The sequence below is a fragment of the Nitratifractor sp. genome (assembly GCF_015487065.1).
Classification (GTDB): Bacteria; Campylobacterota; Campylobacteria; order Campylobacterales; family Sulfurovaceae; genus Nitratifractor.
The window spans coordinates 1-23,494 of the sequence record NZ_WFQN01000092.1; the positions used below are offsets into that span (position 1 = coordinate 1).

Annotated in this window: 22 protein-coding genes; 14 read left to right on the forward strand and 8 right to left on the reverse strand. The window is 55.0% G+C overall.

Annotated elements, in window-relative coordinates; translation table 11 throughout:
- From F8I07_RS04780 to F8I07_RS04790, 3 genes are all read right to left on the reverse strand, one after another.
- Positions 1 to 1,060: molybdopterin-dependent oxidoreductase (locus F8I07_RS04780; RefSeq protein WP_292656428.1), on the reverse strand; the 1,060-nt coding region annotated here is incomplete at its 3' end.
- Between the two features lie 278 nt (positions 1,061 to 1,338).
- Positions 1,339 to 1,506, reverse strand: a complete 168-nt coding sequence (locus F8I07_RS04785; protein ID WP_292656430.1) for a hypothetical protein — start codon at positions 1,504 to 1,506, stop codon at positions 1,339 to 1,341.
- A 57-nt stretch (positions 1,507 to 1,563) separates the two neighbouring features.
- Complete coding sequence (locus F8I07_RS04790) at positions 1,564 to 3,036, reverse strand: FAD-dependent oxidoreductase (RefSeq protein ID WP_292656433.1); 1,473 nt, start codon at positions 3,034 to 3,036, stop codon at positions 1,564 to 1,566.
- Positions 3,037 to 3,242: 206 nt separating this feature from the next.
- On the opposite strand from F8I07_RS04790, the gene F8I07_RS04795 reads away from it, so the two are divergent.
- From F8I07_RS04795 to F8I07_RS04835, 9 genes are all read left to right on the forward strand, one after another.
- On the forward strand, positions 3,243 to 4,757 hold the full coding sequence (locus F8I07_RS04795) for a peptide-binding protein (RefSeq protein WP_292656435.1): 1,515 nt from the start codon (positions 3,243 to 3,245) through the stop codon (positions 4,755 to 4,757).
- A 65-nt stretch (positions 4,758 to 4,822) separates the two neighbouring features.
- Entirely contained in the window at positions 4,823 to 5,509 is a 687-nt protein-coding gene (locus tag F8I07_RS04800) for an HAD family hydrolase (protein ID WP_292656438.1), read from the forward strand.
- A gap of 63 nt (positions 5,510 to 5,572) precedes the next feature.
- Positions 5,573 to 6,136 carry a pyruvate flavodoxin oxidoreductase subunit gamma gene (locus tag F8I07_RS04805; RefSeq protein WP_292656440.1) on the forward strand — a complete coding sequence of 188 codons (564 nt, stop codon included), beginning with the start codon at positions 5,573 to 5,575 and terminating at the stop codon, positions 6,134 to 6,136.
- A 12-nt stretch (positions 6,137 to 6,148) separates the two neighbouring features.
- The gene (locus F8I07_RS04810) at positions 6,149 to 6,598 is read left to right on the forward strand and encodes a 4Fe-4S dicluster domain-containing protein (protein WP_292656443.1); all 450 of its coding nucleotides are present in this window, start codon (positions 6,149 to 6,151) and stop codon (positions 6,596 to 6,598) included.
- Positions 6,599 to 6,607: 9 nt separating this feature from the next.
- Positions 6,608 to 7,846: a 2-oxoacid:ferredoxin oxidoreductase subunit alpha gene (locus tag F8I07_RS04815; RefSeq protein ID WP_292656445.1), complete on the forward strand. Its 1,239-nt coding sequence runs from the start codon at positions 6,608 to 6,610 to the stop codon at positions 7,844 to 7,846.
- Positions 7,846 to 8,799: a thiamine pyrophosphate-dependent enzyme gene (locus tag F8I07_RS04820; protein WP_292656447.1), complete on the forward strand. Its 954-nt coding sequence runs from the start codon at positions 7,846 to 7,848 to the stop codon at positions 8,797 to 8,799. The genes F8I07_RS04815 and F8I07_RS04820 overlap by 1 nt, the downstream gene beginning before the upstream one ends.
- A 361-nt stretch (positions 8,800 to 9,160) precedes the next feature.
- A complete protein-coding gene (locus F8I07_RS04825) occupies positions 9,161 to 10,240 on the forward strand; it encodes a TRAP transporter substrate-binding protein (RefSeq protein WP_292656450.1) in 1,080 nt (359 codons plus the stop codon).
- Positions 10,241 to 10,497: 257 nt separating this feature from the next.
- Complete coding sequence (locus tag F8I07_RS04830; protein ID WP_292656452.1) at positions 10,498 to 11,037, forward strand: TRAP transporter small permease subunit; 540 nt, start codon at positions 10,498 to 10,500, stop codon at positions 11,035 to 11,037.
- Positions 11,034 to 12,377: a TRAP transporter large permease subunit gene (locus tag F8I07_RS04835; RefSeq protein ID WP_292656455.1), complete on the forward strand. Its 1,344-nt coding sequence runs from the start codon at positions 11,034 to 11,036 to the stop codon at positions 12,375 to 12,377. Before F8I07_RS04830 ends, F8I07_RS04835 begins: the two co-directional genes overlap by 4 nt.
- A gap of 58 nt (positions 12,378 to 12,435) precedes the next feature.
- Here the strand turns inward: F8I07_RS04835 and F8I07_RS04840 are convergent, their stop codons facing one another.
- Positions 12,436 to 12,849, reverse strand: coding sequence for a hypothetical protein (locus F8I07_RS04840; RefSeq protein ID WP_292656458.1), 414 nt, complete (start codon positions 12,847 to 12,849; stop codon positions 12,436 to 12,438).
- Positions 12,850 to 13,254: 405 nt separating this feature from the next.
- Between F8I07_RS04840 and F8I07_RS04845 the strand changes: the two genes are divergently transcribed.
- The 5 genes from F8I07_RS04845 (at position 13,255) to F8I07_RS04865 (ending at position 19,292) form a co-directional block, all read left to right on the forward strand.
- Complete coding sequence (locus F8I07_RS04845) at positions 13,255 to 14,253, forward strand: TRAP transporter substrate-binding protein (RefSeq protein ID WP_292656480.1); 999 nt, start codon at positions 13,255 to 13,257, stop codon at positions 14,251 to 14,253.
- A gap of 129 nt (positions 14,254 to 14,382) precedes the next feature.
- Positions 14,383 to 14,985, forward strand: coding sequence for a TRAP transporter small permease (locus F8I07_RS04850; RefSeq protein ID WP_292656461.1), 603 nt, complete (start codon positions 14,383 to 14,385; stop codon positions 14,983 to 14,985).
- Positions 14,982 to 16,265: a TRAP transporter large permease gene (locus F8I07_RS04855; protein ID WP_292656463.1), complete on the forward strand. Its 1,284-nt coding sequence runs from the start codon at positions 14,982 to 14,984 to the stop codon at positions 16,263 to 16,265. The genes F8I07_RS04850 and F8I07_RS04855 overlap by 4 nt, the downstream gene beginning before the upstream one ends.
- 42 nt (positions 16,266 to 16,307) lie before the next feature.
- Positions 16,308 to 18,716: an EAL domain-containing protein gene (locus tag F8I07_RS04860; RefSeq protein WP_292656465.1), complete on the forward strand. Its 2,409-nt coding sequence runs from the start codon at positions 16,308 to 16,310 to the stop codon at positions 18,714 to 18,716.
- Positions 18,717 to 19,019: 303 nt separating this feature from the next.
- Positions 19,020 to 19,292: a c-type cytochrome gene (locus F8I07_RS04865; RefSeq protein ID WP_292656468.1), complete on the forward strand. Its 273-nt coding sequence runs from the start codon at positions 19,020 to 19,022 to the stop codon at positions 19,290 to 19,292.
- Positions 19,293 to 19,314: 22 nt separating this feature from the next.
- On the opposite strand, the gene F8I07_RS04870 is transcribed toward F8I07_RS04865, so the two are convergent.
- The 4 genes from F8I07_RS04870 to F8I07_RS04885 all read right to left on the reverse strand — a co-directional run.
- The gene (locus F8I07_RS04870) at positions 19,315 to 20,736 is read right to left on the reverse strand and encodes a DEAD/DEAH box helicase (RefSeq protein ID WP_292656471.1); all 1,422 of its coding nucleotides are present in this window, start codon (positions 20,734 to 20,736) and stop codon (positions 19,315 to 19,317) included.
- A gap of 388 nt (positions 20,737 to 21,124) precedes the next feature.
- Positions 21,125 to 21,724 carry a trimeric intracellular cation channel family protein gene (locus F8I07_RS04875; RefSeq protein ID WP_292656474.1) on the reverse strand — a complete coding sequence of 200 codons (600 nt, stop codon included), beginning with the start codon at positions 21,722 to 21,724 and terminating at the stop codon, positions 21,125 to 21,127.
- 229 nt (positions 21,725 to 21,953) lie between these two features.
- Entirely contained in the window at positions 21,954 to 22,682 is a 729-nt protein-coding gene (locus F8I07_RS04880) for an amino acid ABC transporter ATP-binding protein (protein WP_367264447.1), read from the reverse strand.
- Positions 22,683 to 22,724: 42 nt separating this feature from the next.
- Positions 22,725 to 23,494: amino acid ABC transporter permease (locus F8I07_RS04885; protein ID WP_292656478.1), on the reverse strand; the 770-nt coding region annotated here is incomplete at its 5' end.

Consider the following 23,494-nt stretch of genomic DNA (forward strand, 5'->3'; position numbering starts at 1 on the left):
GGTAGTAGACCGGCGCTTCGGCGTTCATAAACTCCCGGGCGATGGTGTAGATATCTTCGGCTTTGATACCGCAGATCGGTTCGGCCCACTCAGGAGTGTACTTATGAGAGAGAATATGTTGCTTGTACTCTTCGTACCCCACGCCGTATTTTTTCATGAAGGCTTCGTTTTGAAGGTTTTCACTGAAGACGACCCAGGTCATCGCCAGGACAAAGGCCAGGTCGGTGCCGGGGTTGACCGGCAGCCACTTGTCGGCTTTGGCGGCGGTGTTGGTGAAACGGGGGTCGATGCAGACGGTTTTGATCCCCCGACCCTTGGTTCGCTTGAACATATCCATCGTATCGGGGGTGATGATCGCTTCGGCCCGGTTGGCGCCGGAGATGATCAGGTAGTCGGCATGCTCGAAATCGATCTCGGGATAGACCCCCAGGGTGGCGAAAAAGCCGCCGCCGGCGGTCTCGAGGCAGATACTGACCTCATCGACGTAGTTGGGGCTACCCAGCTTCTGGCCGACCAGGGTCTCGAAGCCCTCTTTGGAGAGCCCTTCACCGTTGCAGTAGCCGATGGTGGAACGGTTGTCCTTCTCTTCGTCCAGGATCTGTTTGAGGCCTTTGAAAAGCTTGGTCCCGTTGAGGATCGCGTCGTAAGCCTCTTCCCAGCTGACCCGCTTGTATTTGCCCGATCCGCGCTTGCCGATACGCACCAGCGGATACTTCAGCCGGTCGGGATCGTAGGCGGTCTGGATCCCCGCGTTGCCCCGGGGACAGAGCATGTTCCGGGATTTGGGAAAATAGGGATTGGGGTTGAGTTTGGTGATGATCCCATCCTCCACCCGGGCGAATCCCGCACACTTGTTGACACACATACCGCAGAGAAAAGGGATCTCTTCGGCTTTGCCGGTTCCGGTCTTGGTGGTGACGGTTTTGGGCACCCGGGGAGAAGCGCTGGTCGCCCTCTCTTCCTCCGAGAACAGTGCCGTCGTTCCCGCCATCGTTCCGCCGACGACGGTCAGAGCGACACTTCCCTGCAGGAACCTGCGTCTGGAAATTTCTACTTCCATAGGCCATCTCTCCTTTGACTTGATTTTCTTATAAAGTGGAGAAAACTTCTCCGATTTATAAGTTTGCATTATATGATACATCGACTTTCTTTATCGGTACTTGTGATATGTCAAGAAAATGGCGATATTTCCCAAAAAAAACGTCACTTTTTTTTAAAGAGGGGAGTTTTGTATTATTTTTATTTGTAAGGGTTATGATTTATGTAATTTAAACTTATATTTCAGGAGAGTGGTGAGGAGGACCCCATCTCCGAGAAAGGAGACGGGCTGCATGTTGCTCAGTGATGACTTTTGAGAATGACGATGGTCATTTTGATGTTGATAGCGATGAAGCGGATGAACTGCCACAAGACGCAGGTCCGTAGAAATTTCCGGAATCCCAGCGGGATCATTGTCCCCGATTGGGGAGTGTAGGGGTCGATATGATGCAGATGTTCGTGTGCCATACTATTTCTCCTTTTTATAATTTTTTTGAGAGCCTCAGAGACCGCTCTCCTCTTGGCTTATTCGGGAATCAGTGTCCAGCCCGGCTTGAGCTTGGCTTTGTAGATGAACAGGTGATGGAGGATATGTTTGATCCAGTGTCCGGCCAAACCGATCTCTCCATAGGTGTAGTTGACGTCACGACCGACACCGGGATACTTTTCGAAGTCGGGAACGACCGGAAAGACGGTCATGGCCGCCGCGGTTCCCGTGGTCAGACCCGTTCCGGCGGAAGCGACACAGGCGGCGCCCATCTCGGCCATACAGGCGGTATGGGTGGGTTCGGTGGCACCCTCTTTGATCATGTCGCAGATGCTGGCGGCGACCGCTTTGCCCATCATCGCCGAAGGCATTCCCGTCCTCGGAGGGGTCGGGGTGATGGGGGTGCCGTCGGGAGCCTGCATCGGCTTGGAGATGGTATGCGGCGGAGCAAAAGCGATACCGGCGGCGAAGATATTTTTGTAGTCGGGATTCTGGAGGGTTCTCGGCCAGTCGGAGGCTTTCCACTCCTCGTAGGGCTTGGGGGTGTAGTCGGCATCGACCTTCATGAAGCCGTTGGGAGCGAAGACTTTGGAAGTGATATCCTCTCCCGCTTTGTCGAATGCTTTGATGCCCACGCCGGCGAAGGGGGGGATCAGCATGGCGAAATCGAACTCCTGCTCGTCGGTTTCGCCGTCAAGAGTTTTGTAGGTGACTTTCCCCTCTTCGACCTGCATGACGTGGGCGCCGAGGATCCACTCGATGTTCCGCTCGGAGTAGAGGGATTCGGCGAAGATCTTGGAACTGGCCGCGTAGCCGCCCATTTTGACATGCATGCCTCCCATCCCGAAGTCGCCGAGGAAGGATTCGTTGGTGATGAAGATGATCTCGGCGTTGTCGCGCACACCGGCTTTTCTCAGCTCATGCTCGATATTGAAGATATATTCAAAGGCAGCCCCCTGGCAGGTACACATTCCATGGCCCATTCCGATCAGGATGGTCTGCTTTTCACCCTTTTTCAGTTTTTCGATGACCCGCTGGAGCTCGTTGTTGGCGTGAACGGCGTGATCGGCGGTACAGACGGAGACGGTGTAATCTCCCAGCTGTCCCTGGCCGTTGCCCAGTCCCGGTGTGGCGTCAAAATTGAGCTTGGGGCCGGTGGCGTTGATGAGGTAGTCGTAGGTGAGCTCTTCGGTCTGCCCCTCTTTGCCCTGACCGGTATACTCGATGGTGATGAAAGGGGTGTCGCTTCCCTCTTTACCCTCGGGGTGGATGGAGACCGCTTTGGCCTGGCGGTAATCGATGCCCGCTTTGGCATAGACGGGTCCCACGGGGAAGACGACATCCTCCTTTTTCATTACGCCGACGCCGACCCAGATATTGGAGGGGATCCAGTTCCAGTTGCTGTTGGGGGTAACCACAACGACCTCATGTTCATTCCCGAGCCATTTTTTTGCAAATGTGGCAGCGGTATGTCCCGCGACACCGCCACCCATAACTACTACTCTAGCCATGCCTATCCTTTCCATTGATTTGATGATTGGATTCAATTCTATTGCAATGATGATTAAAAATAAATTAAAAATGAAAAGATATCTATAATAAATATTGATTATTATAGGTTAGATATTTTTAACTTATATTCAAAATAATTTTCTCTTCTCTTGGAAGAGATCTTTGTGAGGAAACTATGATAGAATCCGGGCAAAAAGGAGGCGGAATGTGGAGATGGGTCCTCATTTTTGTACTGTTCGGCCTTGGATGCTGGGGGAGTCCGGGGACCTTCCACCGGGCGATGTCCTCCTCGCCGACCCGTCTCAACCCTCTCCTGGCTACCGACAGCTCCAGCAGTGAGATTACCGACTGGATCTTCAACGGCCTGATCAAATTCGATGCCAACGGCTCCCTGGCTCCCGATCTGGCGACCGACTGGCGCTTCGAAGACAACCGGACGCTGCTTTTTTACTTGCGCCAAGGGGTGAAGTGGCACGACGGAGCTCCCTTTACCGCCCGGGATGTGAAGTTTACCTACGACTTTATGCGCTCCGACAAGGTGGTGACTCCCTATAAAAGCGACTTCAAATATGTCAGCGCCGTGGAGATCGTCGATCCCTATACCGTCAGGGTCCGTTACTCCCAGCCCTATTTCAAGGCCCTCTCGATCTGGATGATGGGGATACTGCCCGCCCATCTCTGGGAGAAAGAGCAAGACCCCATGCGCAGCCCTCTCAACAAGCTGCCGGTCGGGACCGGGCCCTATCGCATGACCCGTCCCTTCGGCATCAACGAGCGGATCGTTTTGCAGGCCAACGATCACTACTATGAGCATCCTCCCTTCATCCGCCGGCAAATCTATCATTATATAGGGGATCCCGCTACCGAGTTCATGATGCTCAAAGCGGGCAAGCTCGATATCGGGGGGCTCAGCCCGCTGCAACTGGATCGCCAGGTGGGAGCCGCATTCAAACAACATTACCGGATCTACGAACAGCCCTCCCACAGCTACACCTATCTGGGCTTCAACCTGAGGGACCCGAAGTTCCGGGATCGGCGGGTGCGCCGGGCCATCGCCCTGGGGATCGACCGCCGGGAGATCATCGATCTACTCTTTTTCGGCCACGGGCGCCCCTGCTACGGCCCCTTCATGCCCGGCAGTTCCGTCTATCCCAAGGGGTTCAAACCTGAAAAATACAATCCGGTGCGCGCAAGAAAACTCCTGAAAGAGGCGGGCTACGACCGGGAACATCCGCTGCGGTTTACCCTGGTAACCAATACCGGCAACGAAACCCGCATCAACGCCGCCCAGATCATTCAGCAGCAGCTACGAAAAATCGGCGTGGAGATGAAGATCCGCACCATGGAGTGGCAAGCCTTTCTCAACACGGTGGTCTTCCCCCGTCATTTCGAAGCGGTCCTGCTGGGGTGGAGCCTCTCTCTGATCCCCGACGCCTACAGCATCTGGCACAGTGACGGAGACAAAAAAGGGGGCTTCAATTTCGTCGGCTATCACAACCCCGAAGTGGACCGCCTGATCAAAGAGAGCGAACGGCTTGTGGATCCCGAAGCCTTCGCCGCCGACTATCGGAAAATCTTTCGGCTCATTGTCGCCGACTCCCCCTATGTCTTCCTCTATATCCCCGACAGTATCACTGCCGTGAGTCGCCGGATTGAAGGGGTTAGTCCCTCGATTATCGGAATTCAGCACAACTTTATTGACTGGAAGATCAAAGATTAATTTTCCTGGTTATTGGTGTATTGGTTATTGGTATATTGGGGATATAGTAAAAAGAAAGGAAAACAATGAATAAAGATCCCAATAACCAATATACTAATACACCAATAACCATACTCTTCGACCTCGACGGCACCCTCATCGACTCTACCGAGGCGATCCTGGAGAGCTTTCGGGTCAGCTTCGAACTCCTGGGAGGGGAGATCCCCGATCCGGAAGCGATCAAGGTCCAGGTGGGGCATCCCCTGGCCGATATGTATCGGAATCTGGGCGTTTCGGAAGATCGTATCGAAGGGTATGTCCGAACCTACAAGGAGAACTATCGGCAGGTCCACACCGCAAAGACGGTGCTGCTCCCCGGAGCCGGGGAGGCGGTGCGCCGTGCGGGTGAGTTCGCCCGGCTGGGGATCGTCACAACCAAAACCGGACACTATTCCCGGGAATTGATGGAGCATTTCGGGCTGATGAGGTATTTCGACGTGCTGATCGGTAGTGAGGACGTCGCACATCACAAGCCTCATCCCGAACCGATTCTGAAAGCGTTGGAACGGATGGAAGTAGGGCGGGAAAACTGCTGGATGATCGGGGATACCTGCATGGATTTGGAGGCGGCCTCTGCAGCGGGGATCCAGGGGATCGGGCTGTTTTGCGGTTATGGCAAGGCGGAGGAACTTCGACGCTGCGGAGCCAGGTTGGAGCCCGATGCGTTGAGCGCAGTGACACGCATCGCACAAAAGCGAGAGAGTCGCCGCTGAGCAAGGCGCCTTTAAGCTCAGTAGATTACAATTGACCCACTACCCAATGATTGAGGAGGATTTATGATCGAAATCAGATGGCACTCACGTGCAGGCCAGGGAGCGGTAACCGGTGCCAAGGGACTGGGAGACGTGGTCTCCCGGACCGGCAAGCAGGTGCAGGCGTTTGCACTCTACGGCTCGGCCAAGCGTGGGGCGGCGATGAGGGCTTACAATCGGATCGACGACAAGCCGATCATCAACCATGCCAAGTTTATGCTTCCCGATTATGTGTTGGTGATCGACCCGGCGTTGGCTTTTACCGACAATATCACCGAAAATGATAAGTCCGAGACCAAATATATCATCACGACTCACCTGGACAAAAAGGAACTCATCGCCCAGATTCCTGAGCTGCAGGACAAAAAAGAGCGTGTTTTTGTCGTGGACTGTATGCAGATCTCGCTGGATACCATCGGACGGGCGATCCCCAACGCTCCCATGCTTGGAGCCTTTGTCAAGGTCTCCGGGATGTTCGAACTTGAGGATTTTCTCGAGAGTATGAAACGGGTCCTGGCGAAGTTTCCCCAGAAGATCATCGACGCCAACATGGCGGCGATCACGCGGGCCTACAACGAAGTCAACTAAGAAAGGATAACTATGAAAGGTGTATTGGCTACCGATAGACGCGGAGTCCGGGAACTGGGTGCCGAAGAGCTGGTCGGATGGGATGAAGTGACCCAGGGAGTGGTCCTCAACTCTTTCGATACCGAACTGGAAAATGTCGCCCATATTCCCCCCGAAGAGCGTCCTTACAGTGATTTCAACAGCTACACGGCGACGGTCGCTTCCTGGCGGGTGATCAAGCCGGTCTACAACCGGGATATCTGCATCGACTGCCAGAACTGCTGGGTCTGGTGCCCCGATACCTCCATCATCTCCCGGGACAAGCAGATGCTGGGAATCGACTATGACCACTGCAAAGGGTGCGGCGTCTGTGTCGAAGTCTGCCCTACCAACCCCAAGTCCCTGCTGATGTTCGCCGAAGCGGAAGAGCCTGAAGCGGCGCTTGCCAAATGGCCCGAGAAGAAAAAGAAAGAGAAAAAATAAGGAAGTATCATGGCTGAAAAAATGGAATTGAACGACGTCGAAGTCTGGGACGGAAACTACGCCGCCGCTCAGGCATTGCGACAGGCCCAGGTGGACGTGGTCGCCGCCTATCCCATCACCCCGTCGACTCCGATCGTCGAGACCTATGGCGCCTTTGTGGCCAACGGATATGTGGACGGTGAATATGTCATGGTCGAGTCGGAACATGCGGCGATGTCCGGTTGTGTCGGGGCGGCCGCCGCCGGCGGACGGGTGGCGACGGCCACCTCTTCCCAGGGCTTCATGCTGATGATCGAAGTGCTCTATCAGGCTTCGGGGATGCGTCTGCCTATCGTTCTCAACGTAGTCAACCGGGCCGTCGCTTCACCGCTCAACGTTCGGGGAGACCATGGCGATATGTATGCCGGTCGCGACAGCGGCTGGATCCAACTGGATGCCTTCAATGCCCAGGAAGCCTACGACCTGAACCTCTGTGCCTTCAAGATCGCCGAGGATATCAATGTCCGCCTGCCGGCCATGGTACATCAGGATGGTTTCCTCACCTCCCACACCGCCCAGAACGTCTCTCCGCTCAGCGATGACGAAGCCTACGCCTTCATCGGAGACTATAAGCCCGTCGATGAGATGCTGGACTTCTCCAAAGCCGTCACCTACGGAGCCCAGACCGAAGAGGATTGGCACTATGAGCACAAGGCTAAGCAGCATCGGGCCTTGATGGACTCCTATACCGTGATCGACCGGGTCTTCGAAGAGTTCAAGCAGAAGACCGGCCGGGAGTACAAGAGGGTTGAGAGCTATCTGATGGAGGATGCCGAGGTGGCGATCGTCGCCCTGGGCTCTACCGTCGAGACGGCGATTCAGGCCGCTCAGGAACTGCGGGAGAACGAAGGGCTCAAAGCCGGTGTCGTAGCTCCTCGCTGCTTCCGTCCCTTCCCCTTCAACGAGATCCGGGATATCCTGGCCGACGTCAAAGCGGTCGCTGTGTTGGATCGATCTTGTCCGATGGGCGCGATGGGAGCCCTTTTCAATGAGATCAGTGCCGCGATGTACACCACTCCGTCTCGTCCCTTGATCACCAACTTTATCTACGGACTGGGCGGCCGGGATTTCTCTCTGGACGATGCCAAGCATATCTTTCGGGAGCAGAAAGGGCATGCCGATGTGGGCTATATCACGACGCCCATTCAGCAGTTCAGCGGACTGCGCGGGCCGAAGCTGGGATTTTACGAGACCAAAAGGAGTAAATAATGGCGATCACCTCAATTAAAAATCTTAAAGAGTTTTCTACCGTCAACGAGCGGTTCGAAGGAGCACATCTCCTCTGTCCCGGCTGCGCCCACTCCATGATCGTTCGAGAGTTGATGAACGCCACCGACGATAACCTGGTCATCGCTACCAACACCGGATGTCTGGAGGTCTCTACCGCGGTCTATCCCTACACCTCCTGGGATACCTCCTGGATCCATATCGGGTTTGAAAATGCCGCGACGGCGGCTGCCGGAGCTGAAGCGATGTACAAGGCCCGCAAGCGCAAAGGCACCCTCAAAGATCCCGACGCTCCCGTCAAGTTTGTCGCTTTCGGCGGTGACGGTTCTACCTACGATATCGGCTTTCAGTGGCTCTCCGGTGCCGTGGAGCGGGGGCATGACTTTACCTATATCTGCCTCGACAATGAAAACTACGCCAACACCGGCGGGCAGCGCTCCTCGGCGACGCCGGTCGGTGCGCATACCTCTACCGCCCAGGCGGGACGGGTCAGCTACGGAAAGAAGCAGAAGAAAAAGGATATGGTGGCTATCATGGCAGCCCACGGTGCGCCTTATGTCGCCCAGCTGGCACCCAACAAGTGGAAGATCATGGCCAAAGGTTTCCAGAAAGCTCTGGAGACCGAAGGTCCCTGCTTCATCAACACCGTTAGCGCCTGTACCACCGAGTGGAAGTTCGATCCCAAAGATACGATCCACATCACCGACCTGGCCACCGATACCCTGATGTTCCCGATCTACGAGATCATCGACGGTCACGAGCTCAATATCCTCTATCGGCCCAAAAACATCATTCCTGTCGAAGAGTATCTGGCGGCTCAGGGGCGCTACAAACACCTCTTCAAACCGGAAAACCGTCACGTCATCGAACGGATCCAAAAAGAGATCAACGAGAAGTGGGAGTATCTGCAACGCCGGGAAGAAGCCAGGGTATAAAGCCTCGGCTTCGGCCCATCTTTCTCCGAGCGGGGTCGCTCCGTTCGGTCATCTACGTTTGTATACGCTCCCTTACTCTGCTTAGCCCGATCAAAGAAACTTGCACCAAACCCGAAGCTTTCTACTAATCTCTCTGAAAAACCCAAGAGTTACGCTTCCGTCATCCTAAACTTGATTCGGGATCTACGTTTTTATAGGTATTCCAAGCCCTGGATTCCGGGTCAAGCCCGGAATGACAAAGTTTTTTCAGAGCACTTATTATTACCCCAACACTATTATCTTAGTCTCTCGGTTCCACATATGGGATTAAGCCCTCCTGGGCTACAATTTACGGGTATTCCATCAATCCAAGGAGCGAAAAATGAAACAGACAATGCTGAAACTCAGTGCGGTCGCTGCGGCGGCGATGCTGCTGGCCTCTCCCCTGGCTGCCAAGAAGATCCGCTGGAAGCTGGCGGAGACCTGGCCCTCCACCCTGACCCCGTTGGCCTCTCCCCCGGCCAAACTGGCGGCCTGGATGAAGGAGATGAGTAACGGTGAGTTCATCATCAAGGTCGAGGGGAAAGAGAAGCACAAAGCGCCTCTGGGGATCCTGGATATGGTCAAAGGGGGCCAGTACCAGATGGGTCACAGCGGCTCCTACTACTGGAAGGGTAAAGATATCAACACCGTCTGGTTCTGTACCGTGCCTTTCGGGATGACCCCCTCCGAGCAGTACGCCTGGTTCTACTACGGCAACGGCAAGAAGTACATGAAAGAGGTTTACGACAAGTTCGGTGTCTACAACTATCCCGGCGGCAACACCGGCAACCAGATGGGCGGCTGGTTCCGCAAGGAGATCAAGACTGTCGACGATCTGAAGGGACTCAAGATGCGGATTCCCGGCCTGGCGGGCGAAGTGATGGCCAAACTGGGCGTCAACGTCACCAACATCCCCGCCGGCGAGCTCTACACCGCACTGGATCGGGGAACCATCGACGCCCTGGAGTGGGTCGGACCCGGCATGGATATCAAGATGGGCTTCTACAAAGTCGCCAAATACTACTACACCGGCTGGCATGAACCTGCCAGTGAGATGCAGTTCCTGGTCAACAAAAAGGCCTTTGACAAGCTGCCCAAGAAGTATCAGACGATGCTGGAGGTAGGAATGAAAGCGGCGGCGATGGATATGTACATCGAGAACTTCGCTGCTTCGGTCGATGCCTGGCAAAAGATGAAAAAAGAGCATCCCGAGATTCAGGTCAAAACCTTCCCCCTGCCGGTCCTCAAAGCTTTGAAGAAGGCAGCGGACGAGGTTTACGACGAATATGCGGCCAAGAATCCCAAGTTCAAAGAGATCCGCGACGACTACTTCTCCTACATGAAGAAGGCACGTGAGTGGTCCATGATGAGTCAGTATTACTATCTGCAGATGAGCAAAGAGCTGGGGATCACCAAGTAGCGATAAGCGCGTTCGCGCTTATCGTGTCATTGGTGTATTAGTCTATTGGTGTATTGGGAGTAGAGTATTTTTACCAATAGAGTTCTCTGAAAAAACCAGCGTCATTCCGGACCTGATCCGGAATCCAGAGGTACAAATACCCATAAAGCTGTGGATCCTGAATCAAGTCCAGGATGACGAAAGCGTATCTCTACGGTTTTCAGTGGGCTCAATAACCAATATACCAATAGACCAATAACCCAATCCGAAGGATTGCTTTGCTGACAAAACTTGAAAAGGTAACCGACAAAATCATCGACGGTGTGGGCTATCTCACCGGCATCCTGATGATTTGGCTGATTCTCAATGTCGCCTGGGATGTGATGATGCGCTATGTCTTTCACGACAGTTCTATCGCCATGCAGGAGCTGGAATGGCATACTTTTGCTGTGATCATGCTTTACGGGACCGGCTACGCCCTGCGCTACAATGCTCATGTGAGGGTCGATTTCCTCTATGACCGCCTGAGTCCGCGCAAACAGGCCTGGATCAATATCCTGGGAACGATCCTCTTTCTCCTGCCTTTGGCGCTACTGGTGATCTACGGCTCCTGGGACTTTGTCATGGACTCCTATACGACCCATGAGATTAGTGAAGATCCCGGCGGGCTTCCCTACCGTTGGATCATCAAAGCCCAGATTCCTCTGGCCTTTATTTTCCTGATCTTCTGCGCCTTCAACTTCATGCTGCACAACATCAATATTCTCCGGGGGATCGAACCGCCCCTGCCCGAGCCGGAAGAGGAGGTGATCGAATGATCGGTCTGCTGATGTTCCTGGCGGCGTTGATCCTGCTGGTGGTGGGCTATCCGGTCGCCTTCACTTTCGGGGCGGTCTCCATCTACTTCGGTGCTCTGGCGGCGCTTTTCGAGCTGCTGCCTGACGGTGGGGTGACGTTGGTGGACTGGTGGGACGAGTTTCTCTCCATGTTCTCGATGATGCCCTTCCGGATCTACTCCATCATGACCAACAAGATCCTCATGGCGGTGCCACTCTTCATCTTCATGGGGATCGTCCTACAGAAGTCGGAACTGGCGGAGCGGCTGCTGGAGAGTATGGGGACGCTTTTCGGCAAAGTAAGAGGCGGTCTGGCGATCTCCACGGTGCTCATCGGGGCGCTTCTGGCGGCCTCCACGGGTGTGGTGGGGGCTTCGGTAGTGGCCATGGGGGTCATCAGTCTGCCGATCATGCTGCGCCACGACTACGACAAGGCGCTCTCTACCGGAACGATCTGTGCTGCAGGGACCCTGGGGCAGATCATCCCTCCCTCCATCGTCCTGATCGTTCTGGCGGATGTCTTTCAACTGCCGGTGGGCGATCTCTTCAAAGCGGCCATCTGGCCCGGTATGGCGCTGGTAGGGGTCTATATCCTCTACATCCTTGTCGTCTCTTTCCTCAAACCGAGTGTCGCTCCGGCGCTCGAGCCCGAAGAGGGGATTCGCTACGGTGCCAGCGTCAAAAAGGCCCTGATCGCCATCATCCCGCCCCTGACGCTGATCGTGCTGGTGCTTGGTTCTATCTTCGCCGGAATCGCCACCCCTACCGAGTCGGCCTCTCTCGGAGCCCTGGGCAGTCTGATCCTGGCGGCGATCTACCGGAAGATCAGCTACCGGATGGTCAAGGAGGCTTCGCTTGAAACGGTCAAGACCACCGCGATGGTCTTCGCGATCCTCGTGGGGGCGACGGCTTTTTCCATGGTCTTCATCTACAGCGGAGCCGATGAGATCGTGGAGAACTTCATGACCCAGCTGCCGGGTGAGAAGTGGGGATTCCTGATCCTGACCATGGCGATCATCATGTTCCTGGGCTTCTTCATCGACTTTTTCGAGATCTCCTACATCGTGGTCCCGATCCTGCTGCCCATCGCCCAGAAGATCGGCATCGATCCCATGTGGTTCGCGATCCTGATCGCCCTGAACCTCCAGAGCTCCTTCCTCACGCCGCCCTTCGGCTTCAGCCTCTTCTACCTCAAAGGGGTCGCCCCGCCCGAGGTGCGGACTACCGATATCTACCGGGGTGTCGTCCCCTTCATCATCCTTCAGATCCTGGTCCTGGCCAGCATCGTCCTCTTCCCGGCTCTTTATGGGTTCAAGGGATAAGAGAGTTGAATTTCTTTTGAAACGCTGACGTTTCAGAGGAATTTATAGAAAGTGCCGCTCAGCGGCTGCGGCGCAGTTCGGCCAGTTTGTCCTGGGCCAGGTCGTAGTTGGCGCAGCCGGTCTGATCGCCCAGACGGCAGGCGCGGCTCCAGTAGTCGAGGGCTTTGCGGTAGTCCTGTTTGACGCCCCCTTCGGCGTCGGCATAGATGAAAGCTGCCCCGTTGCAGGCACTCCCCCGGCCCATGCTGCAGGCACGCTCCAGGTAACGTACGGCTCTGTAGCCGTCGATCCTCACTCCGTCTCCGGTAATGTAGCGCACCCCCAGATCTTCACAGCTCTTGGCGCTGGAGCAGCCGCCGGCAGAGGAGGCGCTGCCTTTGAAACTGCCTGTGTTTCCCGGTGAAGGGGCTTCGGTACATCCGCCCAGTATCATCATCCCTGTCAACAGGCCGAGCCACACAGATTTTTGCATAGTCTAACCCCCATAGAATCGAATTGTTCAAATTGTAGCATAACCGCCGATTATCCCCGAAATTTTGAAAGTCTGTCTAAGTCTTCTTACCCTATACTTATTACCGCACCAACTATATACCCCAAGCATTGAGAGAACGATACGAGGTAAGATGTGCGTAAAGAAATCTGAAGGACTACCCGTAGGTAATTCGATGATTTATTTATGTGCAGATTGCCTCGTATCGTTCTCCCCAAAGGGTGCGGCACTTTCGCCCATAGGCTGCGTTGGATTTTCTTGAATTCGCTTAGGCGAGTCCTGCAAAAATCCGCCTTTCCTATGAACGAAATTGCCACATCAATGTTTGAGGTATATAGTTGGTGCGGTAATTCAATCCAACCCAATCCAAAAGGAGTGAAAATGAAGATGGCGAAAAATGTGCTGCTGGCCCTGGGGGTCACAGCAGCGATGACGGTCTCGGCGACCGCGGCGGAGTATGTGCTCAAATTCAGCCACGTGGTCAGCCCCAACACCCCCAAAGGAAAAGCGGCAGACTTCTTCGAAAAGCGCCTGGAGGAGCTGAGCAAAGGGCGGATCGACGTGCAGGTCTATCCCAACAGCCAGCTCTACAAGGACAGTGCCGTTCTGAAAGCGTTGAAACTCAACTCGGTCCAGATGGCCTGTCCCTCCTTCTCCAAGTTCGGCAAAATCGTGCCCCAGCTGGCGCTCTTCGATCTGCCTTTCCTTTTCAAGGACATCGACCATCTCCACCGGGTCCAGGACAGTGCCGTCGGGCAGAAGCTCAAGGACATGGTCACAGCCAAGGGTTTCGTGGCGCTTGATTTCTGGGACAACGCCTTCAAGCAGATGACCGACTCCAAGCGGCCGCTCATCAAGCCCGAAGACTGCAAGGGACTGAAGTTCCGGATCATGAGCTCCAAGGTCCTCGAAGCCCAGTTCAAAGCCGTCGGAGCTATTCCCCAGGTCATGCCCTTCTCCGAGGTCTATTCGGCTCTGCAGCAGGGCGTCATCGACGGCCAGGAGAACACCAACTCCAACATCTACACCAAGAAGTTCTATGAAGTCCAGAAGTACATGAGCGTCACCAACCACGGCTATCTGGGGTATTTGGTAGTTATGAGCAAGAAGTTCTGGAACTCCCTGCCCGACGATCTCAAAGCGGACGTCAAGCAGGCGATGAAGGAGGCCACCGCCAAAGAGCGTCAGTGGGCCATCGAGCTGGACAAGAGTCAGTTCGCCAAGATCAAAGAGTATGCCGACAAGACCGGCAAGCTTCAGATCACCGTGCTGACACCTGAGCAGATCGCACAATGGAAAAAAGTGATGGAGACAATCTATCCCGAATTCTACGATCCCAAACTGATCGGCAAAGATCTGATCGAAGCGGCGAAGAATACCAAGTGATCTTTCGCGCCTTGGGCGCGAAAGATCGTGTTAAGTGCTACGTGTTAAGTACTAAGAAAAAGGAAATGGGACAAAAAGTTCACTCGTAACACATAGTACTTAACACGTAGCACGGAAAAAGGGGGAGTGATGGGGGTTGTCAAAAAGTTCTTTCACTGGCTCGGTCTGCTGATCGGCTGGATCAATCAGAGTATCGCTGCCATTGGGATCGCCGGGGGAGTGGCGCTGGCTTTTTACAATGTGGTGGCCCGTTATGTCTTCGGTTCGTCGCTCACCTGGGCGGGGGAGTTGACGGTCTATCTCTTTCTCTGGAGCGCCTTTTTCGGAGCGGCCTACTGTTTCAAAGAGGATGCCCATATCTCCATCACGATCCTCCTGGAAAAGGTGCCGCCCCGCGTGGCCAAAGCGCTGCTACTGCTCTCCCATCTGGTGACCTTTGTCTATTTAGCGGCGGTGAGTTGGTACGGCTATAAATATCTTCAGATGGATATTGAGCTAGGGGAGCGATCTATCGATCTGGATATCCCCATGTGGATTCCCTATCTGGTGATCCCGGCGGCCTTTGCCTTTGCCGCCTATCGGGTGGCGGAGAAGTTTGTCCAGATCTGGCAGACACCGGCAGAGGAGGTGGTCCATCGATCCGAAGCAGAGATGATCCTGGCGGAGATGGAGGAGGCGGCGGGTGAAGAGCTGCTGAAAAAGGTCGAGCGCAAAACGGGAGGAATGCTATGAGTGTGGCGGTTCTCTTCGGACTTTTCGCGTTTCTGCTGCTCATCGGTACCCCCATTGCCGTGGCTCTGGGGGCTTCGACCTTTTTGACCCTGGTGACTTTCACCCATATCTCCCCTATTGAAATCTCTTCGATGATCTTTGAAAAAGTAGAGGGATACTCTCTGATGGCGATCCCCATGTTTATCCTGGCCGGGAGCCTCCTCTCCAAAGGCTCCAGTGCCCATCGGATCATCGAGTTTGCCAAATCGATGGTAGGGCATCTGCCCGGCGGCCTGCCTATGGCGGCGATCTTTGCCAGTATCATCTTCGCCGCGGTCAGCGGGAGCTCTCCGGCCACTGTCGTGGCGATCGGTTCGATCATGTTCGCTGCCATCGAAGAGGCGGGCTACCCCAAACGCTACGCCATCGGAACCGTGGCGACGGCGGGGAGTCTGGGAATACTCATCCCCCCCTCCATCGTCATGATCGTCTACGGAGTGACGGCGGAGCAGAGTATCGGCAAGCTTTTCATCGCCGGGATTGTTCCGGGACTGATGATCGGCAGCATGATGATGGCGGTGACTTACATCGGGGCCCGGCGCCTGGGTTTCAAACGGACGGCTCCCCAGCCCTGGTCGGTCCGGCTGAAGAAGATGCGGGAGGCAACCTGGGCGCTCATGACGATCCTGATCGTCATCGGCGGGATCTACGGTGGCATCTTCACCCCTACCGAAGCGGCGGCGGTGGCCGCGGTCTGGGCCTTTTTTGTCAGTATGTTTATCTACCGGGATATCCGCTGGCGGGAGATCCCGCGGGTTTTCCTGGATGCGGCCAAGACTTCGGCGATGATTATGTTCATCATCGCCAACGCCATGCTCTTCGCCCACTTCCTGACGCTGGAGAATGTCCCGCGGATGCTGACGGAGTGGCTCATCAGTATCCACGTGGGGCCGCTGATGTTCCTCCTCTTCGTCAATATCCTGCTCTTCTTTGCCGGAGACTTCATGGAGCCCAGCGCCATCATCATGATTATGGTGCCGCTGTTGCTGCCGGTAGCCATCGCTTTGGGGATCGATCCGATCCATTTCGGTGTCATTGTCACCATCAATATGGAGTTGGGTATGATTACGCCGCCGATAGGATTGAATCTCTTTGTGACCAGTGGGATTACCGGCGTGAGCTTGAAAGATGTCATCGTCTATTCACTCCCTTGGAGCATGACGATTCTTGTTGGGCTTTTGCTGGTGACCTATATTCCCCAAATCGCGTTGTGGTTGCCCACTATGATGTATGGGCATTGAGAATGACCTGCCGCCTAAACTGACGAATCAAAGGATACGATGGTGAAAAAATGGATCGAGGGGCATCGATTGAGAGTCTCCGACTCTGCCAAAGATCTCCTGGCTGTACCGCCTCAGCCTGCGAATGCAGCGAATTGCGGCCGATGGGAGAGCCTCTTGAAAAAGCTCTCCTGCTTGTGGCGGGAAAAGCGGGTGAGCAAAGAGATTCTCGATGATCTTTATTTGAGGCAGCGGCAGACGCTGATGACCCTGATGCTCCTGGAGACGATTCTTCTCTATGTTCTGGAACCGATGTTGGGCCAAGGGATGCTTGTCTGGTACGGGGTGATTTTGACGTTGACACTTTGGCGCTACTACACTGCCTCAAAATATCTGGCGGATGCCGAGAAGATCGTTCCCGAGCCTTGGCATCGAAAGTTGGTTTTTCAGGTCTGGACAACCGCGTTGCTCTTTTCGTTACTTGGGCTTTTTGCCTTCCCGATGCTTCCGCCTTACTACCGGCTCTTTCTTTTTATTATGTTGATCGGCATCAGTACCGGGGTTGTCAGGATTCTGGGAGAGGATCAGCGGACTGCCATCGGTTATCTGTTGATCCTTCTCATGCCTCTGACGGTGGAGATGGCACTGCTGGGGAGAGTGGAGACGCTGATTCTGGCCTTTTTGACGTTGATATATCTGGTGAGTCAAATCAACCTGCTGGTACGTTCCCATGACCGTTTTTCCGCCTTGACCAGAGTACGTAATGTGATAGAGACGGCCGAAGAGCTGCTCCACGAAAAGCAGGGAATGCTTCAAAATTTCTTTGAGCAGACGGAGGAGGGAATTTTTACCTACGATAAAGCGCTGAGGATTCTGGATTGTAATCAGTCGTTTTTGAACTTTTTCAAGCTCTCGGATGCTTCTGTCGTGGGGAAAAGATTTACTGAATTGGGTGATCCGAGGCTGAAGATGATTCTACAAGCGGCGCATGTGGAAAGCGGCAAAGGTTTTCAAGGGGTCTATCACACCGCGGAGGGGATGGAGCACTGGGTCGAGGTGCGCTGTTCAAAGATTAAGGATCAAGAGGGAGAGGTTGTCGGCGGCGTGGGACAGATTCGTGATAAGACATCGGAGCATCTGGCGACGGAGGAGTTGGAATTTCTTGTCACCCATGATCCCTTGACCGCCGTGTGCAACCGTCGCGGATTTCACCGATATATGCAGCGGCTGCTTCAGGATGAAGAACACCGCCGTCTACCGACGCTGTTTTTTTATCTCGACATCAACCGATTTAAAGATATCAATGATATCTACGGGTTGGAGGTCGGTGACCGACTCTTGGTTCAGGGGAGCCGACGGCTCCGGGAACTGCTTCCGGAAGATGCCTGCCTCACCCGTATGGGCGGAGATGAGTTTTCAATCGTTATTCCTTTTGTCCCGATGGAGAAATCGAGTGAAGAGAGTGTCATTGGCGAGTGGGTGGAACAGCTCAAAGAGGAACTGACGCAACCTTACCTCATTCAAGGGCAGAAAATCTGTATCGATTGGAGTATCGGTGTCGTGGTGATCGAACCCGGGATGACGGAGGTCGATGCATTGATTCGGGGAGCGGACATCTCTCTGATGGAGGCCAAAGCCGATCCCTCCGTGCCCTATGTCCTCTATACGGAGGTGATGGGGGAAGAGTATCTTCAGATCACCCAGCTCAATGAGGATATGCAAAGAGCATTGGAAACAGGAGAGTTTTGTCTCTATTTCCAGCCGATCGTTCGAGCGGGTGATTCCCGGATGGTTGCTGCCGAAGTCCTGTTGCGTTGGAATCACCCCGAAAAAGGTTTGTTGTTTCCCGGAGATTTTTTGCCGGCGGCCCGCCGCTTCAACCGCATCGCCGAGATCGATCAATGGGTTTTGGAAAGCACCTGCCGGCAGATCGCGGAGTGGAAGGCTTCGGAGGGGGTGCCTTTTTGTTCACTGGCGGTCAATGTGGATGCTCATCTTCTGCTCAGAGAGAGTTTCCCGGCGACCCTTTCCGAACTCTTCCGTCGCTATGGGATCCAACGCGGTGAACTGACTCTGGAGGTGACGGAAGATTCACTGGTGGACAACTTTGAACAGGCGCAGCGGGTGATTGGCTGGCTCCATGCGGAAGGCGTCGAATGTGCCATCGACGATTTCGGAACCGGCTACTCTTCGCTCTCCTATCTGAAAAAGCTCTCGTTTGATACGCTAAAGATCGACCGGATCTTTGTGCGGGATATGCTGGAGAGTATTGAGGATATCTTTCTGCTTCAGACCATCATCGATATGGGGAAAAGGCTGAACTACTCGATTGTTATCGAAGGGATCGAGACGGAAAGGCAGCGTGAGATCATCGCCGGAATCGATCCCGGAATCGCCTGTCAGGGCTATTTGATCAGCAAGCCGATTCCGGAAGAGGAGTTTCGCCGGAAGTTTCTCGAGGCCGGGAAGTAAACGGGATTTCACTCAAGAGATATGGAGAATGGACGCACTCTGCAATCAGTAGTCATTGCCGTGTTATTGGGGGTTCTGGGTGTGGGGGTAATCCGAAGCTGCTGGCAGCATCGTGCAGTACCGCAGAGAACCCGGGGAGAGAAGCTGCAGAATAACGATTCCCGATCTCAGGAATCGTCCGCTGCCCGAAGGGAATCAATCCGTCGAGAATTGTCGGCCCTGCATTCACCGGAATATCTATATCGTTATATTGTAAAAGTGATCGAGAAGGGATCCCATCAGTTTGACTTTCCGGGCGGAACGATGGAAGGGGGTTATCTCTCGGCAGACTTGGCTCCCCGCGTCGCCTGCTATGTGATGGAGTTGGGAGGACACCGCTGCCCTCATCCCTATCCCAAAGATGCAGCGATGTATTTCAGCAGTGTCTGTGCGGGATGTCATGGAATTGACGGTAAGGGATTGCACGGCAGTTATCCCGATCTGACCCGCCCCACGCTTTTGGGAATCGAAAAACGCGAAGAGGTTCTGCGATCGGAACTCTCCAGATTGAAGCACAGCGCCCAAAGGGTGCCTTAGCCGACGCCGATACGGTAATCGGTCAGCGGCGGTTGTACTCTTTCTTCCGTGGGCCGGAACGGTTGTAGCTGCGCCGGTTATTGTAGCGTCCCCGTCCTTTTTTGTGATGCCGCTCCTCTTTCATTCTGGCAAAGAGGCGTTCGATCTCGGCCAGATCTTTTCCGATACGGTCCGCTCCCCGGATCTCCTCCTCTTCACGGACCATACTCAGGAGTTTACCGGCCAGAGTGGTCAGGTCATACTCCTCCTTGAGTGTTTCGATCAAAGCATAGGAGGCGGCATCAACCTCCTGGGACTCGATGCGCTCGATCAACGCATCGCTGCGACGGTTTCGGACCTCTTCGATTCGAGGAATGATCCGGCTTTCGATGGTGGAGCCGACACTCTTCTGGATCCGCTGCAGCGAACGGAATTCGTGAGGGGAAACGATGGAAATGGCGGTCCCTTCCCGTCCGGCCCGTCCGGTCCGTCCGATGCGGTGGACGTAGCTTTCGGGATCGAAAGGGAGATGATAGTTGAAAACGTGGCTGACGTCGTTGACATCCAGTCCGCGGGCCGCGACATCCGTGGCGATGAGGATCTCGGCACCCCCGCTTTTGAAAGCACGGATGGTCGCTTCGCGCTGGCGCTGATCCATATCGCCGTGGAGGCCTCTGGCTTCATAGCCCTGGGCCGCCAGATAGTCTCTGAGGCGGTCTACCTCTTTTTTCATCCGGCAGAAGATGATGCTCTTGTCGGGATTTTTATAATCCAGCAGTCGGACCAAAGCGTCGTCGCGCTCCTGCTCCTCCACCACGTAAAAGAGCTGGCGGATCTTGTCGTTGGTGACGTTGCCGCCGGTGATAGAGACGGTGGCGGGGTTTCGGAGGATGGTCTGTGCCAGGGCTTTGATCTCCCGGGACATGGTGGCCGAGAAGAGCAGCGTCTGACGTTCGGCGCTCAGGTGGGTGAAGATCTCCCGGATATCGTCGAGAAAGCCCATGTCGAGCATCTCGTCGGCTTCGTCCAGGATGACGAACCGGGGAGAGAGATTGATTTTTCCGCTTTGAAGCAGGTCGATGAGACGACCGGGAGTGGCCACGACGACCGAAGCACTGGCTACGTGCTGGATCTGACGGGTATAGGAGCTGCCGCCGTAGACGGTGGCGGTGCGGATGCCCAGGGCTTTGCCGAAGCGGAAGATCTCGTCGCTCACCTGGGTAGCCAGTTCACGGGTGGGGACGATGACGAGGGCTTCGACACTGCCGTCGCAGCGGAGCTGCTGCAGAACCGGCAGGCCGAAGGCGGCGGTCTTGCCGGTACCGGTATGGGCCTGGGCGACCAGGTCTCTACCCTCCAGGACGAGGGGAATCGCCTCTTTCTGGACGGGGCTGGGTTCACGGAAGCCGGCTTCACGGATGGCGGCGGCGAGTTCGGGTCTGAAGTTGAAATCTTCAAAGGTCATGGTGTAGGTTCGCTTTCACGGCAGGCACAGGAGTTCGCTGATCATCTGCGGGCTGACTTGCTGCCGGTGAAATGAGAGTGGATCGGAGTGCGATACAGTCTGTGACGCGGAGAAACTCAGAATCGTACGAAGAATAGCTGGCTTGGAGCCTGTCGGTTGGGTTTAAGATGGCGTATTGTAGCCGGATTGCTTCTCAGATGCAAGAGGAGAACGAAAGCTGCGCTTTCGAGTGAGGAACGAATTTATGGTGGGAGGGTGAGAAGGTGGGAGGTGAGAAAGCCGGTGGTTCATCTCTTCCCACCCTCTTACCAGCGCGAAGCGCGATCTCACCTTCCCACCTTCCCTCGAAAAACAAAGAGGGGCAAAGTCCCGTTCAGACGTCAAATGACTACAGCCTCGGCAGGGCCCATCTTCGGCGGTAGGCGATCATTCGCAGGGTGACGCCGCCGAGGAAGAGGAGGGTCAGGAAAAAGGAGTGGTCCCAACCGAGGGTGTGCAGCAGCCAGACCGATCCTCCGATCCCCAGGGCGATGATCCCGTAGAAGCCGCCGCGCAGTACATAGGGGACCTGGTTGATGAGAACGTCCCGAAGGATTCCGCCTCCTACTGCCGTGGTGAAAGCCAGCAGCGTCACACCCGCCAGATTGAACCCGGCTGCCAGCCCTACCAGGGCTCCGGAAATGGCGAAAGAGACCATTCCCAACGCATCAACAAAGACGAAGAGCCACTGGGACTCCCAGGGATGCTGATGCATACGCCGCCATATAAGCAGCGTCGTGACCACAATCACGGTGACAGAGGGAAGAGAGTGAGTCAGGGAATAGGGGAGCCGGTCAGCCAGCAGATCCCGGAGGATCCCGCCTCCGAGTGCGGTCAAAAAGGCACTGAGATAGATGCCAAGTAGGTCGAGTTTTCTACGCACAGCGATATAGAATCCGCTGGCGGCGAAGGCGGCAATGCCGAGGTATTCAGCTATCAGGAGCAACATCGTTGCTCCTGATAGCGAGTGAGGAGTGAGGAACCGATTATGTAGCGTGGGATTGCTATCCCACGAATTGGTGAATGGTGAATGGTGAATGATTGTGGTTGGCGCTGTATCACAGCGCTCTTTTTCAAACAACAGATAGCGCCGAAGGCGCTCCTGCTGTCGACTGCCGACTGATGACTGCCGACCAAAATCAAACGACGAAATACCAATAACTCGAGCCTCCGGCTCGCTAATGATTGAGAATCTGTTTGAGGAAGAGCTGCAGGCGTTCGCTTTCGGGGTGGTGGAAGAAGGTCTCCGGATCGTTCTCTTCGATGATCTGTCCCGCATCCATGAAGATGACCCGGTCAGCGACCTTGCGGGCAAAGCCCATCTCGTGGGTGACGGTGATCATGGTTTTTCCCTCATCGGCCAGTTTCATCATGACATCGAGAACTTCCCCGATCATCTCGGGGTCCAAGGCGGAGGTGGGCTCGTCGAAAAGCATGATATCGGGGCTTTTGCACAGCGCCCGGGCGATGGCCACCCGCTGCTGCTGACCCCCGGAGAGTTGGTTGGGATACTTATGGGCCTGGTTGGCGATATTGACCTTCTCCAGGTAGTGCATGGCGGTTTCGATCGCTTCTTTCTTGGGGACTTTGTAGACCCAGACCGGCGCCAGGGTAAGATTTTCCAGGATCGTCAGATGGGGAAAGAGGTTGAAGTGCTGGAAAACCATGGCGACGTTGGAGCGGACGGCGCGTAGGTTCTTGACGTCATTGTTGACCTCGATCCCTTTGACGCGGATGCTGCCCTCCTGATACTCCTCCAGGCGATTGATACAGCGGATCATTGTCGATTTTCCCGAGCCGGAAGGGCCGGCGACGACGACAATCTCGCCCTGACGGACCTCCAGATTGATATCCTTGAGGACATGGAAATCACCGTACCATTTGTTGACATTTTCGAGCTGGATAATCGGTTCGCCCAGTTTTTTGGTGCTTGTCTGTTCAGCCATCGTTTATTTCCCTTTGTCGGTATTGAGTTTTTTCTCCAGCCGTTTGGAGTACATGGACATGCTGAAGGTGAAGATCCAGAAGATGAAGGCGACGAAGACGTAGCCCTCGGTATCCATCCCCAGCCAGTCCCGGTCGTTGGAGGTGACGTTGACCATTGCCAGCAGATCGAAGAGGCCGATGATCATGACCAGTGAGGTGTCCTTGAAGAGGCTGATGAAGGTTCCCACCAGGTTGGGGATGGTGACTTTGATCGCCTGGGGAAGGATCACCAGAGCCATCTTTTGCCAGTACCCCAGTCCCAGGGCATCGGCGGCTTCGTACTGTCCTTTGGGAATCGCCTGAAAGCCCGATCGGATATTCTCCGCCACATAGGCCGCCTCGAAGAGGGTGATTCCGATCAGGGCCCGAGCCAGTTTGTCGAAGTTGACTCCTTCGGGGAAAAAGAGAGGAAGGACCACCGAAGCCATAAACAACACAGTGATCAGAGGAACGCCCCGGACGAACTCGATGTAGAAGACACTGAGGCTCTTGATGATGGGGAGTTTTGACTGTCGTCCCAGGGCCAGCAGGATTCCGATAGGAAAAGAGAGGACAATTCCGACGGTGGCGATGACCAGAGTCAGCAGCAAGCCGCCCCATTTGCTCGTCTCTACCAGGGGCAGTCCAAAGTGGCCGCCGTGGAGCATGATAAAGGCAAAGACCGGGAAGATGACGATCAGCAGCAGCTTGAGCCGGTGGAGTCCCGGTACAAATTTGGCGAAAGCTCCCAGGG

Bases quoted from the DNA above. Each gene is read 5' to 3' on its own strand.
- F8I07_RS04825 (WP_292656450.1), top strand. From the start codon at position 9,161: ATGAAACAGACAATGCTGAAACTCAGTGCGGTCGCTGCGGCGGCGATG.
- F8I07_RS04795 (WP_292656435.1), top strand. From the start codon at position 3,243: ATGTGGAGATGGGTCCTCATTTTTGTACTGTTCGGCCTTGGATGCTGG.
- F8I07_RS04785 (WP_292656430.1), bottom strand. From the start codon at position 1,506: ATGGCACACGAACATCTGCATCATATCGACCCCTACACTCCCCAATCG.
- F8I07_RS04840 (WP_292656458.1), bottom strand. From the start codon at position 12,849: ATGCAAAAATCTGTGTGGCTCGGCCTGTTGACAGGGATGATGATACTG.
- F8I07_RS04855 (WP_292656463.1), top strand. From the start codon at position 14,982: ATGAGTGTGGCGGTTCTCTTCGGACTTTTCGCGTTTCTGCTGCTCATC.
- F8I07_RS04875 (WP_292656474.1), bottom strand. From the start codon at position 21,724: ATGTTGCTCCTGATAGCTGAATACCTCGGCATTGCCGCCTTCGCCGCC.
- F8I07_RS04850 (WP_292656461.1), top strand. From the start codon at position 14,383: ATGGGGGTTGTCAAAAAGTTCTTTCACTGGCTCGGTCTGCTGATCGGC.
- F8I07_RS04870 (WP_292656471.1), bottom strand. From the start codon at position 20,736: ATGACCTTTGAAGATTTCAACTTCAGACCCGAACTCGCCGCCGCCATC.
- F8I07_RS04800 (WP_292656438.1), top strand. From the start codon at position 4,823: ATGAATAAAGATCCCAATAACCAATATACTAATACACCAATAACCATA.
- F8I07_RS04820 (WP_292656447.1), top strand. From the start codon at position 7,846: ATGGCGATCACCTCAATTAAAAATCTTAAAGAGTTTTCTACCGTCAAC.
- F8I07_RS04865 (WP_292656468.1), top strand. From the start codon at position 19,020: ATGGAAGGGGGTTATCTCTCGGCAGACTTGGCTCCCCGCGTCGCCTGC.
- F8I07_RS04805 (WP_292656440.1), top strand. From the start codon at position 5,573: ATGATCGAAATCAGATGGCACTCACGTGCAGGCCAGGGAGCGGTAACC.
- F8I07_RS04845 (WP_292656480.1), top strand. From the start codon at position 13,255: ATGGCGAAAAATGTGCTGCTGGCCCTGGGGGTCACAGCAGCGATGACG.
- F8I07_RS04790 (WP_292656433.1), bottom strand. From the start codon at position 3,036: ATGGCTAGAGTAGTAGTTATGGGTGGCGGTGTCGCGGGACATACCGCT.
- F8I07_RS04810 (WP_292656443.1), top strand. From the start codon at position 6,149: ATGAAAGGTGTATTGGCTACCGATAGACGCGGAGTCCGGGAACTGGGT.
- F8I07_RS04815 (WP_292656445.1), top strand. From the start codon at position 6,608: ATGGCTGAAAAAATGGAATTGAACGACGTCGAAGTCTGGGACGGAAAC.
- F8I07_RS04835 (WP_292656455.1), top strand. From the start codon at position 11,034: ATGATCGGTCTGCTGATGTTCCTGGCGGCGTTGATCCTGCTGGTGGTG.